Origin of the sequence: Stenotrophomonas sp. PA-6-5C (genome assembly GCF_021605635.1) — a bacterium.
GTDB classification, from domain to species: domain Bacteria; phylum Pseudomonadota; class Gammaproteobacteria; order Xanthomonadales; family Xanthomonadaceae; genus Stenotrophomonas; species Stenotrophomonas lactitubi.
Map to the genome: position 1 here is coordinate 1 of NZ_WKEE01000066.1, position 11,835 is coordinate 11,835.

The 11,835-nt window shown below is 66.5% G+C and carries 15 protein-coding genes; 3 read left to right on the forward strand and 12 right to left on the reverse strand.

The window, feature by feature from the left end; translation table 11 throughout:
• Positions 1 to 226 precede the first annotated feature (226 nt).
• The 3 genes from GIW57_RS20845 to rlmE all read right to left on the reverse strand — a co-directional run bounded on the left by GIW57_RS20845 (position 227) and on the right by rlmE (position 3,147).
• Positions 227 to 412, reverse strand: a complete 186-nt coding sequence (locus tag GIW57_RS20845) for a hypothetical protein (protein WP_100464731.1) — start codon at positions 410 to 412, stop codon at positions 227 to 229.
• 98 nt (positions 413 to 510) lie between these two features.
• On the reverse strand, positions 511 to 2,448 hold the full coding sequence (gene ftsH / locus GIW57_RS20850; protein ID WP_162292006.1) for an ATP-dependent zinc metalloprotease FtsH: 1,938 nt from the start codon (positions 2,446 to 2,448) through the stop codon (positions 511 to 513).
• A gap of 66 nt (positions 2,449 to 2,514) precedes the next feature.
• Entirely contained in the window at positions 2,515 to 3,147 is a 633-nt protein-coding gene (gene rlmE, locus GIW57_RS20855; protein ID WP_100464728.1) for a 23S rRNA (uridine(2552)-2'-O)-methyltransferase RlmE, read from the reverse strand.
• Between the two features lie 64 nt (positions 3,148 to 3,211).
• Here rlmE and yhbY point away from each other — a divergent pair, with 64 nt between their 5' ends.
• Positions 3,212 to 3,517, forward strand: a complete 306-nt coding sequence (gene yhbY, locus GIW57_RS20860; protein ID WP_025878910.1) for a ribosome assembly RNA-binding protein YhbY — start codon at positions 3,212 to 3,214, stop codon at positions 3,515 to 3,517.
• A gap of 12 nt (positions 3,518 to 3,529) precedes the next feature.
• Positions 3,530 to 3,904: an Mth938-like domain-containing protein gene (locus GIW57_RS20865; RefSeq protein WP_236512645.1), complete on the forward strand. Its 375-nt coding sequence runs from the start codon at positions 3,530 to 3,532 to the stop codon at positions 3,902 to 3,904.
• 196 nt (positions 3,905 to 4,100) lie between these two features.
• On the opposite strand, the gene GIW57_RS20870 is transcribed toward GIW57_RS20865, so the two are convergent.
• The 4 genes from GIW57_RS20870 to surE are packed head-to-tail and all read right to left on the reverse strand — an operon-like array spanning position 4,101 to position 6,970.
• On the reverse strand, positions 4,101 to 4,886 hold the full coding sequence (locus GIW57_RS20870; RefSeq protein ID WP_236512647.1) for a peptidoglycan DD-metalloendopeptidase family protein: 786 nt from the start codon (positions 4,884 to 4,886) through the stop codon (positions 4,101 to 4,103).
• Entirely contained in the window at positions 4,883 to 5,497 is a 615-nt protein-coding gene (locus GIW57_RS20875; protein WP_236512648.1) for a YqaA family protein, read from the reverse strand. Before GIW57_RS20875 ends, GIW57_RS20870 begins: the two co-directional genes overlap by 4 nt.
• A 19-nt stretch (positions 5,498 to 5,516) precedes the next feature.
• Positions 5,517 to 6,194 (reverse strand): protein-L-isoaspartate(D-aspartate) O-methyltransferase, encoded by a 678-nt coding sequence (locus tag GIW57_RS20880; RefSeq protein WP_089240249.1) that lies wholly within the window; start codon positions 6,192 to 6,194, stop codon positions 5,517 to 5,519.
• Positions 6,191 to 6,970 (reverse strand): 5'/3'-nucleotidase SurE, encoded by a 780-nt coding sequence (gene surE, locus GIW57_RS20885; protein WP_089240247.1) that lies wholly within the window; start codon positions 6,968 to 6,970, stop codon positions 6,191 to 6,193. Before surE ends, GIW57_RS20880 begins: the two co-directional genes overlap by 4 nt.
• Positions 6,971 to 7,179: 209 nt before the next feature.
• Here surE and GIW57_RS20890 point away from each other — a divergent pair, with 209 nt between their 5' ends.
• The gene (locus GIW57_RS20890) at positions 7,180 to 7,719 is read left to right on the forward strand and encodes a Smr/MutS family protein (RefSeq protein ID WP_236512649.1); all 540 of its coding nucleotides are present in this window, start codon (positions 7,180 to 7,182) and stop codon (positions 7,717 to 7,719) included.
• A gap of 173 nt (positions 7,720 to 7,892) precedes the next feature.
• On the opposite strand, the gene truD is transcribed toward GIW57_RS20890, so the two are convergent.
• Genes truD through eno form a run of 5 tightly spaced genes read right to left on the reverse strand, consistent with a single transcriptional unit; the run spans position 7,893 to position 11,795 of the window.
• A complete protein-coding gene (gene truD / locus GIW57_RS20895; protein ID WP_236512650.1) occupies positions 7,893 to 8,924 on the reverse strand; it encodes a tRNA pseudouridine(13) synthase TruD in 1,032 nt (343 codons plus the stop codon).
• Positions 8,921 to 9,418, reverse strand: coding sequence for a 2-C-methyl-D-erythritol 2,4-cyclodiphosphate synthase (ispF, locus tag GIW57_RS20900; RefSeq protein ID WP_089240241.1), 498 nt, complete (start codon positions 9,416 to 9,418; stop codon positions 8,921 to 8,923). Before ispF ends, truD begins: the two co-directional genes overlap by 4 nt.
• A 34-nt stretch (positions 9,419 to 9,452) precedes the next feature.
• Positions 9,453 to 10,151, reverse strand: a complete 699-nt coding sequence (gene ispD, locus GIW57_RS20905; protein WP_236512651.1) for a 2-C-methyl-D-erythritol 4-phosphate cytidylyltransferase — start codon at positions 10,149 to 10,151, stop codon at positions 9,453 to 9,455.
• Entirely contained in the window at positions 10,148 to 10,498 is a 351-nt protein-coding gene (ftsB, locus tag GIW57_RS20910; RefSeq protein ID WP_236512652.1) for a cell division protein FtsB, read from the reverse strand. The genes ispD and ftsB overlap by 4 nt, the downstream gene beginning before the upstream one ends.
• Positions 10,499 to 10,502: 4 nt before the next feature.
• On the reverse strand, positions 10,503 to 11,795 hold the full coding sequence (gene eno, locus GIW57_RS20915; RefSeq protein WP_236512653.1) for a phosphopyruvate hydratase: 1,293 nt from the start codon (positions 11,793 to 11,795) through the stop codon (positions 10,503 to 10,505).
• Between the last annotated feature and the right edge of the window lie 40 nt (positions 11,796 to 11,835).

Below are 11,835 nucleotides of genomic sequence, written 5' to 3' on the forward strand. Positions count from 1 at the left end.
GCGGGGAGGTGTCGGATGGCGGGGTGTCCGCGGCATGGATGCCGCGGCCAAGCCTACAGGGACGTACTTGCGGCGTCCCCGCAATCCGACACCGCCCCGCCATCACACGGAATGCCGGCTGTTGCTGTTGCTGTTGCTGTTGCTGTTGCTGTTGCTGTTGAGGTTGCCGGCCAGCGGCCGGCACTACCGCCTCTGCGGGTGCCGGGCGCAGCCCGGCCGCAAAACCCTACTTGCGCCGACGCTTCCGGTCTACGTACAGCGTCTTGATGATGCTCAGCAGGATGCCCACTGCGATGCCGACGCCACAGCCCAGCAGCAGATTGTCCACGGTCAGGCCGACGGCGACACCGACCACGGTGGCGATCACCATCTCGGCAGTGTGGGAAATCGGTTCAGGCTTGGGGGCGGACATGCGGACTCCAGCGGACGGTCGGGATCGGATGGGCCGGGGCCCGGAAACAACAAGGCCGGGTTGCCCCGGCCTCGTCTTGCATTGCGTACGGCAGGCCGTCAGATCGATTCGGCCGGACCGGCGATCGGCGGCAGCGGACGGGCGTCGCCACCCTTGTCATTGCCGCCATCGTCCTTGCTCGACTTGGTCCAACCCATCGGCGGCGGCGGATCGCGGCCCTCCATGATGGCGTCGATCTGCGGCGCGTCGATGGTTTCGTACTGCAGCAGCAGCTGGGTCATCGCATGCAGCTTGTCGACGTTGGCGGTCAGCAGCTCGGTGGTCCGGGCATAGGCCTTGTCCAGGATGCTGCGCACTTCCTCATCGATGCGGCGCGCCGTGTCGTTGGACACGCTCTTGTGCTGGGTGACCGAACGGCCGAGGAACACTTCATCGTCCTCTTCACCGTAGGCGATCGGGCCAAGGGTCTCCGACAGGCCCCACTTGGTGACCATGTTGCGGGCCATCTTGGTGGCGCGCTCGATGTCGTTGGAGGCACCGGTAGTGACCTTGTCCGGCCCGAAGATCAGTTCTTCGGCGACGCGACCGCCATACAGCGAGCACAGCTGCGAGTTGATCGCCACGCGGTTGATCGAGTACTTGTCGCCTTCCGGCAGGTACATGGTCACACCCAGCGCACGGCCGCGCGGGATGATGGTGACCTTGTAGACCGGGTCATGCTCGGGCACCAGGCGGCCGACAATGGCATGACCAGCTTCGTGGTAGGCGGTGAGGGTCTTCTCCTCCTCGCTCATGGCCATCGAACGGCGCTCGGCACCCATCAGGATCTTGTCGCGGGCACGATCGAAGTGGTCCATGCGGACCTCCTTCTCGTTGCCGCGGGCGGCGAACAGGGCGGCCTCGTTGCAGAGGTTGGCCAGGTCGGCACCGGAGAAGCCCGGGGTACCACGCGCGATCACCATCGGCACGACGTCGTCGGCCAGCGGCAGCTTGCGCATGTGCACCTTGAGGATGTGCTCGCGGCCCTTCACGTCCGGCAGACCGACCACCACCTGGCGGTCGAAGCGGCCCGGACGCAGCAGCGCCGGGTCCAGCACGTCCGGACGGTTGGTGGCGGCGATCACGATCACGCCTTCGCCGCCTTCGAAACCATCCATCTCGACCAGCAGCTGGTTCAGGGTCTGCTCGCGCTCGTCATGACCGCCGCCCAGGCCGGCACCACGGTGACGGCCGACGGCGTCGATTTCATCGATGAAGATGATGCACGGCGCGTGCTTCTTGGCCTGCTCGAACATGTCGCGCACACGGCTGGCGCCGACGCCGACGAACATTTCCACGAAGTCCGAACCGGAGATCGAGAAGAACGGCACCTTGGCTTCGCCCGCGATGGCCTTGGCCAGCAGCGTCTTGCCGGTACCCGGCGGGCCAACCATCAGCACGCCGCGCGGAATCTTGCCGCCGAGCTTGGTGAACTTGGACGGGTCACGCAGGAAGTCGACCAGTTCGCCGACTTCTTCCTTGGCCTCGTCGCAGCCGGCAACGTCGGCGAAGGTGACCTTGATCTGGTCTTCGCCCTGCAGCTTGGCGCGCGACTTGCCGAAGGACATCGCGCCCTTGGCACCGCCGCCACCGCCCTGCATCTGCCGCATGATGAACAACCAGAAGCCGATGATCAGGATGACCGGCAGGAAATTCATCAGGATCGCGCCGAGGGAGATGCCGCTGGACGGCTCTTCCTGCACGATCTCGACATTCTTGGTGCGCAGCACGTTGATCAGGTCGCGATCGAACGGCGCGGTGATGGTGGACGACTGCCCACCACGGGTGGTGTAGGTGATCTGGCTGGTACCGCCGCGCGTATCGCCGCCGAAGGCGACCTTCTGCACGTTGCCGGTGTCCACCTGGTCCAGGAACTGCGAGTACGAAGCGCCCTGCGCCCCGGCCCCTGAGGTCTTGGGTGAGAAGCTCTGGAAGACCACCATCAGCACGACGGCGACGACCACCCATAGCAGGAGGTTCTTGGTCAAGTCGTTCATCCTCATTGGCTCCGGTGTTCCTCTTAGTGCTGGCGTTGCGTTGGGGTCGAACTTACGGGGTCGAGCTTACTTCATGTGGGCGCGTTTTCCCTGACCCAAGGCATACACCTCGGGAGAGCGCTTGCGCGAGGCTTCCGGCTTGCGGATGGAAACCTTGTCGTACCGGCGGCGCATGTCGCGCACGTAGTCGTCAAAGCCTTCCCCCTGGAACAGCTTGATCAGGAATGCCCCACCGGTCTTGAGGTGGTTGTCGGCAAAATCCAGCGCCAGCTCCGCCAGGTGCATCATCCGCGGCTGGTCGACCGCGCCCACACCACTCTTATTGGGGGCCATGTCCGACAGCACAAGGTCTACCGGCTGATCCCCGAGCATGGCTTCAAACTCCGATAGGACGGTTTCTTCCCTGAAGTCACCATGAAGGAACTCCACGCCGGCCAACGGCGGCATGTCCAGAATGTCCAGGGCCAGCACGCGGCCAGTGTCGCCAATCTGTCTCCGAACCTGCTGAGACCAGCCGCCCGGGGCCGCGCCGAGGTCGACCACCACCATGTGAGGCTTCAGCAACCGGTCACGTTCGAGCAGCTCTTCGAGCTTGTAGGCCGCACGGGAGCGCATGCCTTCGGCCTGGGCCTTCTTCACGAAGGGATCGGAGAAATGTTCCTTGAGCCAGCGCTGGCTGCTTTTGCTGCGGGTAGCCATTGGAAATAGGGGCTGATGGGGTCGCCATGATACCCTGATCGTCCCATTCAACCGTGTTTTCTGCATGCCCACTGCCTTGACCCCTTCCCAGACCCGTTTCCTGCGCGGCCAAGCCCACGACCTGAAGGCCCTGCTGCAGACCGGCGGCAAGGGCGTCACGCCGGCCTTCCTGACCGAGCTGAACGAAGTGCTGGAGCGCCACGAACTGGTCAAGGTGAAGGTTGCCGCCGAAGACCGTGACGCCCGCGACGTGATGATCGGCGAGATCGTGCAGGCCACCGACAGTGCGCTGGTGCAGCGTATCGGCCATGTGGCCGTGCTGTACCGCCCGAGCAAGGAACACCGCCAGATCGTGCTGCCGCGCGGCTGATCGGTCCCTGCCATGCAGCTGAACCACGAACTGCCCGACTACGCCTACAGCCTGCGCGCCGCGGACGGTCGCTCGGCGCGGGTCAATGATCGCGTTCTGGGCCGCAGCTTCTTCCTGACCCCTGATCAGCTGGTCGAGCAGTGGCCGGTGACCGACGTCGCGGCGCTGCAGGTGGCTGACCTGGAGCCGATCCTGGCACTGAAGCCAGCGTTGATACTGCTCGGCACCGGCGAGCGTCAGGCGTTTCCGCCGGCGGTTGTGATGGCCGCCTGCCTGTCGCGCGGTATCGGCCTGGAAGTGATGAACAATCCGGCTGCCGCACGCACCTTCAACATCCTTGCCGGCGAAGGCCGCAAGGTGGCGGCCGCCTTCATCCTGGAAGGCTGAGGCCTGAAGCCGCCGGGCATGGCCCGGCGCTACCCTGGATCACGCCCCATTTTTAGCGCGCGAGCCGCTGCTCGGGCGGCGCCGTGCAGCGACGGAAAGGCAGCCGAGCATTGGCTCGGCTCTACAGATCAACATGCCGGGCATGGCCCGGCGCGCTGCGCCGGGCCGGGGATCCGCCCGGTAGGCGAATGTCCGATCACTTCGCCGGCAGATACTGCTGCGGGTCGACCGGCTTGCCGTTGTAGCGGATCTCGAAGTGCAGCATGTCCCGGTTGGCACCGGTACGGCCCATCTCGGCGATCTGCTCGCCGGCCTTCACGCTCTGCCCTTCATTGACCAGGCGCTTGCGGTTGTGGCCATAGGCCGACAGCCACTGGTCGCTGTGCTTGATGATGATCAGCTCGCCATAGCCGACCAGGCCGGCGCCGGAATACACCACGACGCCATTGGCCGTGGCTTTCACCGGTGCGCCGCTGGTGCCGGCGATGTCCACACCCTGCTTGGTCGCATCGCCGGCCACGTAGCGGCCGACGACTGCGCCATCGGCCGGCCAGCGCCAGGCGATGTTGCTCTTGACCGGACCGGCCGGACCCGGCGTCGGCGCGGTACTGCCGCCAGATGTGCTGCCACCCGGACGCGGCGCGGTAACCACGGTGGTCGGCGCACGGCCACCACCGGAACCGGCCGGATACAGGCGGATCACCTGCCCCGGGTAAATGGTCGACGGATTGTCCAGGCTGTTCCAGGCGATCAGGTCGGCCGGCGTGATGTCATGGATGCGGGCCAGTGCATAGATGGTGTCGCCCTTGCGCACGACCACCGTCTGCCCCGGCTTGGGCACCGATGTCTTCGGCGTGCTGACGCCACTGCCGCCGCTGCCACTGGGCCGGACCACGGTGGCGGTGCCACAGGCGGCCAGGGTGGATACCAGCAACGCCAGTGCGCCGATGCGCACTCCCTTGCTCAGACGATCTGCACTCATGCGAACTTCGACCTCCATACAAGCCAGGCGATCAGCACCACCACCAACGCGGTGGCGATCCAGCCCAGCGGTTCAATCCATCGGCGCAGCACTGCTTCGGCGCGCGCACCACCGATACGGATGACCGCAGCAAGCACGAACACGCGCTTGCCACGACCGATCAACATGCTCAACAGGTACTGCGGCATCGGCACGCCGACGATACCCGATGCCCACGTGAAGACCTTCATCGGAATCGGCATGAAGCCGCCGAGCACCAGGAAGGTGAACACCGCCCAGGGCGACTCCACCATCTTGGCCTGCACGGTAGCGATGCCCTGCTCGATCGCCGGCAGCATGCCCAGCGCCTCGAACATCGGCTTGACCGCCTCGAATGCGTAGTGGCCCAGCGCGTAACCGATCACCGCGCCGACCATCGAGCCGGCCAGGCTAAGGGTGGCGAACCACCAGCCGCGCTTGGGCTGGGCCACGCACATCGGCGCCAGCATCACTTCCGGCATCACCGGGAAGATGATGGCTTCGAAAAAGCTCAGCACCATCAGATAGGTCGGCGCGCGCTCGTGCGCGGCCCACTTCATCGCCCGCTCGTACAGCGGCCCGAAAATCTTCATGCGACCCTGCTCCGTGGATTCAATCGAGCATGCCAGACAGCAGCGGCACGAAGGTGACCGGCGCCAGCACGCGTTGTTCGATGCTGCCGTCGTCCTTGCGGTCAAGCTGCACCAGCGACTGTGCACCCGCGCCACCAACCGGGGCGACCAGGCGGCCACCTTCGGCGAGCTGCTCGACCAGGGCATCGACCAGGGCCGGTGCGGCAGCGGTGACCACGATGGCGTCGAACGGACCATGCTCGGCCCAGCCGACGCGGCCATCGTCGTGCTTGGTGCGGATGTTCATGCCCAGCGCGCGGAAACGCTTGCGCGCCTGCCGCAGCAGGTCACCGATGCGCTCGACGGTATAGACCTCCAGCCCCAGCGCACCAAGCACCGCAGCCTGGTAGCCAGAACCGGTGCCCACTTCGAGCACCTTCTTCGGCGCCACCTGCAGCACGGCCTCGGTCATCCGCGCGACCACCCACGGCTGGGAAATGGTCTGGCCGTGGCCGATCGGCAGCGCGGTGTCTTCATACGCGCGCGAGGCCAGGGCCTCGTCGATGAACAGATGACGAGGCACCACCCGGATCGCGTTCAGCGTCGACTCGTCGACGATGCCGGCCTCGCGCAGGCGGTCGACCAGACGGTCACGCACGCGCTGCGAGGTCATGCCGATGCCGACCGCTTCCGGCTGCAGGCGCAGGCGTGGGCTCATGCCGGCTGGTCCAGCGCGGCGGTAAGGCCGCCGACCCAGCTGGCGACCTTTTCCAGCGCCTGGTAGCGGGTCAGGTCGACCTGGATCGGGGTGATCGAAATGTGGCCGGTGCGCACCGCATGGAAATCGGTGCCCGGGCCGGAGTCCTGCTCGCGGCCGGCCGGACCGATCCAGTACACCTCGTTGCCGCGCGGGTCTTTCTGCGCGATGCAGCCTTCGGCGCGATGGCGGTTGCCCAGGCGGGTGACTTCGAAGCCCTTGACCTCGCTCCACGGCAGGTCCGGCACATTGACGTTGAGGATGGTGTCGGCCGGCAGCGGATCGGCCTTGAGGCGGGCAACGATCTCCACCGCGGCACGCGCCGCCGTCTCGAAATGCTTCGGGTCGTGGTTGCGGGTCACCAAGGACACCGCGACTGCGGGCAGGCCGAGGAAACGACCTTCCATCGCCGCCGAGACGGTGCCGGAATAGATCACGTCATCGCCGAGATTGGCGGCATTGTTGATACCGGACACGACAATGTCAGGCTCGAACTCCAGCAGGCCGGTCAGCGCCAAGTGCACGCAGTCGGTAGGCGTGCCGGCCACCGACACGGTGTAGTGGTCGATGCGCTTGAGCCGGATCGGCAGATCCAGGGTCAGCGAATTGCTGGCGCCGGAGCGATCGCGGTCGGGTGCGACCACCGTGACTTCGTGCCCGGCCTCGCGCAGCACCGAGGCAAGCATCCGGATGCCTGCCGCGTCGACACCGTCATCATTGCTGACCAGGATGCGCATCTTCGATTTAACCGCTTGATTTTCCAAGAATTCGATCCCGTCACCTTGCAACGTGGGCGAAACCGGCCAGCCTCCTACAAGGAGGTGGTGACTCCGCAAGTGCGCCGACTATTGTGCCGCAAGCGGGCGCTGGGTCCTACCCTGTCTGCGGTCACGGCCGACATCAAACGGTCATAGGCAGACCCGCGCAGCCGGTTTAACCTGTGCGCATGTCGCACCCTGAAGACGAAGATCCGGCTGCCTTGTTCCGTGCAGCCATCGGCGAAGTGACGCCGCTGCGGAAGGAAGTGGAGCCCGCGCCTGCCGCGCCGCGCCCCAAGCCGCGCGCGCGCATGGCCGAGCGCGACGATGCCGAAGCTGCCGGTGAGTTCGCCCGGCTGCTGCGCGACAACGCTCCCCTCGAGGCGGGCGACGTTGCCAGCTACCGACGTGACAATCTGCCGCCACGCTTGTTCCAGCGCTTGAAGCGCGGGCAGTACTCGGTACAGGACGAACTTGACCTGCATGGCGCCACCGCCTCGCAGGCCGAGGCGATGCTGCGCCAGTTCTTGCTGGAGGCGCACGCCCACGAGTACGGCTGCGTGCGCATCATCCACGGCAAGGGCCTGCAATCCGATGGCAGTGCGCCCGTGTTGAAGAACCTGGTGGACCGGCTGCTGCGCCTGCGCAACGATGTGCTGGCGTTCCATTCCGCCCCGACCGGGCAAGGCGGCACCGGCGCAGTGCTGGTGCTGCTGGCGCGGCGCTGACGTTCTGCCGGTGGGATTCATCCACGCGTGGCGTGGATCTGCTGACGGCCATCCACGCATGGCGTGGATCTACTAACGATTCATCCACGCATGGCGTGGATCTACTGGGGCGAGCGGAGGAAAGTAGATCCACGCCATGCGTGGATGCTCTTCGCCTCCGTCCCCTTTTTCTTTCAGGCCTGCGACGCGTCTTCGACGGGCCCGAGCTCGTGCAGGACGGCCGTGGCGTAGCAGCCCGGCGGTAGCGCGAAGGACAGCTCCAGCACGTCAGCGGCCAACCACTGGTGCTGCAGCAGTGCCGGACGCAGCCGCAGCGCGCGTCGCTCCTGCTTCAGCCGCGCCTCTTCCAGGCCTACGCGCAGCGCCTTGGATTCATCATCATCCAGCGCAGCCAGTTCCAGCTCACGGGCGGCGTCACTGCTGCGCAGCTCACCCTCGCCCCACAGCGGGGCGCTGGGATGAATGTCGAAGCGCGCCAGGCGCTCGGCCAGCACGTCGCTGTACGGCTCGGGACCGAACACGCTGCGGCTGCCGTCCAGCATCCACACTTCGCCCTGCAGCGGCTGGTCCCAGCTGCCGTGCTCCACGCGCGCGGCCAGCACCCGGTTGAACAGCGCCGAACGGGCGGCCGACAACAGCAGCGAACGCTGGTCCTTGCGCATGCGGCGGCCCCCGAACATCGCCAGCGCCGCCGGCACATTGCCACCATCACGACCGAAGCGCTGCTCGCCGAACCAGTTCGGCAGGCCGCGCGTGGCAATCTGCTGCAGGCGCTCGTCGATTGCCGCGGCGTCACCCTGCACATCGCGCAGCACCAGCTTGAAGCGGTTACCCGCCAGCGCACCGCGCTGCAGCTTGCGGTTGTGCCAGGTGGACTCGATCACCTCGATCTCGTCACTGGCCAGCTCGGCCAGATCCGGCGCGACGCGCTTGGGCAGATGCACACTGAAGCGTTGGGTGGTGACCGCATTGCGATCCTTCATGCCGGCATAGCTGACCGCCATTTCCGGCAGGCCCGCCCACTTGGCCAGCACCTTGGCCACGTGCACCGTGTTCGCGCCGCGCTTGCGGATATGCAGCAGCAGGTGCTCGCCTTCACCGGTGGCCTCGAAGGCCGGCAGCTCATCGACCTGGAAGTCTTCCGGCGTGGTGCGGATGCGCGCCTGCAGCAGCGGCGCGCCAAACGCCAGCGGCAACGGGATCATGCGGCCACCAGCAGCACGACCGCCTGCGCGGCGATGCCTTCGCCGCGACCGGTGAAGCCCAGCTTCTCGGACGTGGTGGCCTTGACGCTGACCGCATCCAACGGCAGCTGCAGCAGTTCGCCGATGCGCTCACGCATGGCCAGGGCATGCGGGCCGACCTTGGGCCGCTCGCAGATCACGGTGATGTCGGTGTTGCCGACACGCCAGCCGCGCTCGCGCAGCAGGCTGTCGCAGTGGCGCACGAACTCGCTGCTGTCCGCGCCCTTCCAGCGGTCGTCGCTGGGCGGGAAGTGCTGGCCGATGTCGCCGAGCGCGATCGCGCCGAGCATGGCGTCGCACAGCGCGTGCAGGATCACGTCGCCGTCGCTGTGTGCGAGCACGCCGCAGCTGTGCGGTACCGCGACGCCGCCGAGCATGATGTGGTCGCCTTCACCGAAGGCATGGACGTCGTAGCCCTGGCCGATACGGACGGGCGGGAACGGGGAGGTGCTCATGGATGCAGCCCTTGCAGCAGGGCCGCGCGGGCGGTCAGCCGGCGCGGCGGGAGAGTACGAATTCGAAACGATCGAGATCGGCCGGGGTGGTGACCTTGAAGTTGTCCTCGCTGCCTTCCACCAGCAGCGGGCGCTGGCCCTGGCGCTCCATGGCCATGGCGTCGTCGGTGACGTCGACGCCGGCAGCAGCCGCTTCGGACAAGGCGCGGATCAGCTGGTGACGGCGGAACAGCTGCGGCGTCAGTGCACGCCACAGGCGCTCACGCGGCTCGGTGCCATCGATACCGCCATCGTCGCCAGCACGCTTGAGGGTGTCGCGCACCGGCGCGGCCAGAATGGCGCCGACCGGGTCGGTACGCCCCACTTCCAGCAGGCGGCCAAGATCGGCCTGCGACAGGTTCGGACGCGCCGCGTCGTGCACCAGCACGAATTCATCGGCACGCACACTGTCCGGCAGGGCCTGCAGCCCCGCCAGCACCGAGGCGGCGCGGGTGGCACCACCGGTGCAGGTCAGCACCGGCTTGCCGGCCCATTCGGTCCAGCCAGGCCAGTCAGCATCGTCCGCGCCGATCACCACCATCACCCCGGCCACGGCCGGGTGTGCCAGCAGCGTGTCCAGGGTATGGGCGAGCAGGGTCTGCCCGCCTGCCTGCAGGTACTGCTTGGGCAACGGCGCACCAAAACGGGTGCCGCGCCCTGCGGCCGGAACAACCACCCAGATCGCCGCGCTCATGGCACGTCTGCCGGATGATCACCGGCCTGGGCCGTGACCGGCGCAGGCTGCGCCGGACGCACGGGTGCATCTTCCACGACGCGATAGAACTTCTCGCCAGGCTTGATCATGCCCAGCTCGCTGCGCGCGCGTTCTTCGATTGCGGACTGGCCTTCCTTGAGGTCCTTCACTTCGGCAGCAAGCGCATCGTTGCGCTGCTGCAGACCGTCATTGTCCCGCTCCTGGTTGGCGACCTGGGCTTCGAGCATCATCACTTCACCCGAATTGCCCGGGCCGAACCAGAAACGGTACTGCAGCCATGCCAGCAGCAGGGCCAGCAACAGCAGCAGCCAGCGCCAGTCGCGCATCGGCTCAGCGCTTCAGCGACACGAACGCGTCACGACCCGCGTAACGCGCGCCGGCACCGAGGGCTTCCTCGATGCGCAGCAGCTGGTTGTACTTGGCCACGCGATCGCTGCGGCACAGCGAGCCGGTCTTGATCTGGGTGGCGGTGGTGGCCACCGAGATATCGGCGATGGTGGTGTCTTCGGTTTCCCCCGAACGGTGCGAGACCACGGCGGCGTAACCGGCACGGTCGGCCATGGCGATCGCTTCCAGGGTTTCGCTGAGGGTGCCGATCTGGTTGACCTTGATCAGGATCGCGTTGGCGGTGCCCGAATCGATGCCTTCCTGGAAGATCTTCGGATTGGTGACGAACAGATCGTCGCCGACCAGCTGCACCTTCTTGCCGATGCGATCGGTCAGCAGCTTCCAGCCCGCCCAGTCGTTCTCGGCCAGGCCGTCTTCGATGGTGATGATCGGGTACTGCGCGGCCCAGTCGGCGAGGAAGTCGACGAACTGCTCCGAGGTCAGGCGCTTGTTCTCGCCGACCAGGTTGTACTTGCCGTTCTCGAAGAACTCGCTGGAGGCCACGTCCAGGCCCAGCAGCACGTCTTCACCGGCGGTGTAGCCGGCCTTGCCGATGGCTTCGAGGATCGTGTCCAGCGCTTCGACGTTGCTGCGGAAGTCCGGCGCGAAGCCGCCTTCGTCGCCCACCGCCGTGCTCAGGCCGTGGCCCTTCAGCACCGACTTCAGCGAATGGAAGATTTCGGTGCCGGCACGCAGCGCTTCGGAGAACGAGGTGAAGCCGACCGGCAGCACCATGAATTCCTGGAAATCGACATTGTTGTCGGCGTGCGCGCCGCCGTTGATGATGTTCATCATCGGCACCGGCAGCGACGGGGTCGCGCCGGTCTTGCTGGCCAGATACTGCCAGAGTGCCTGCTTGCTGGAGGCAGCGGCGGCGTGCGCGGCGGCCATGGAAACACCCAGCAGTGCGTTGGCGCCCAGGCGGCCCTTGTTCTCGGTGCCATCCAGATCGATCAGGCGACGGTCCAGGCCGGCCTGGTCGGTAGCCTCGAAGCCCTTCAGCGCGTTGGCGATGGTGCCGTTGACGTTGTCGACGGCCTTGCGCACGCCCTTGCCGAGGTAACGGGTCTTGTCGCCGTCACGCAGCTCCACCGCTTCCTTGGTGCCGGTCGATGCGCCGGAGGGAACCGCGGCGCGACCGAACGAACCGTCCTCCAGGGTGACTTCGGCTTCCAGCGTGGGGTTGCCACGGCTGTCGAGGATTTCACGGGCATGGATGCTGCGGATCGTACTCATGGTCGGGCCGGTTACCTGTATGGAGAGGGGGCGACAAAAA

Bases quoted from the DNA above. Each gene is read 5' to 3' on its own strand.
- GIW57_RS20845 (WP_100464731.1), bottom strand. From the start codon at position 412: ATGTCCGCCCCCAAGCCTGAACCGATTTCCCACACTGCCGAGATGGTG.
- ftsH (WP_162292006.1), bottom strand. From the start codon at position 2,448: ATGAACGACTTGACCAAGAACCTCCTGCTATGGGTGGTCGTCGCCGTC.
- rlmE (WP_100464728.1), bottom strand. From the start codon at position 3,147: ATGGCTACCCGCAGCAAAAGCAGCCAGCGCTGGCTCAAGGAACATTTC.
- yhbY (WP_025878910.1), top strand. From the start codon at position 3,212: ATGCCCACTGCCTTGACCCCTTCCCAGACCCGTTTCCTGCGCGGCCAA.
- GIW57_RS20865 (WP_236512645.1), top strand. From the start codon at position 3,530: ATGCAGCTGAACCACGAACTGCCCGACTACGCCTACAGCCTGCGCGCC.
- GIW57_RS20870 (WP_236512647.1), bottom strand. From the start codon at position 4,886: ATGAGTGCAGATCGTCTGAGCAAGGGAGTGCGCATCGGCGCACTGGCG.
- GIW57_RS20875 (WP_236512648.1), bottom strand. From the start codon at position 5,497: ATGAAGATTTTCGGGCCGCTGTACGAGCGGGCGATGAAGTGGGCCGCG.
- GIW57_RS20880 (WP_089240249.1), bottom strand. From the start codon at position 6,194: ATGAGCCCACGCCTGCGCCTGCAGCCGGAAGCGGTCGGCATCGGCATG.
- surE (WP_089240247.1), bottom strand. From the start codon at position 6,970: ATGCGCATCCTGGTCAGCAATGATGACGGTGTCGACGCGGCAGGCATC.
- GIW57_RS20890 (WP_236512649.1), top strand. From the start codon at position 7,180: ATGTCGCACCCTGAAGACGAAGATCCGGCTGCCTTGTTCCGTGCAGCC.
- truD (WP_236512650.1), bottom strand. From the start codon at position 8,924: ATGATCCCGTTGCCGCTGGCGTTTGGCGCGCCGCTGCTGCAGGCGCGC.
- ispF (WP_089240241.1), bottom strand. From the start codon at position 9,418: ATGAGCACCTCCCCGTTCCCGCCCGTCCGTATCGGCCAGGGCTACGAC.
- ispD (WP_236512651.1), bottom strand. From the start codon at position 10,151: ATGAGCGCGGCGATCTGGGTGGTTGTTCCGGCCGCAGGGCGCGGCACC.
- ftsB (WP_236512652.1), bottom strand. From the start codon at position 10,498: ATGCGCGACTGGCGCTGGCTGCTGCTGTTGCTGGCCCTGCTGCTGGCA.
- eno (WP_236512653.1), bottom strand. From the start codon at position 11,795: ATGAGTACGATCCGCAGCATCCATGCCCGTGAAATCCTCGACAGCCGT.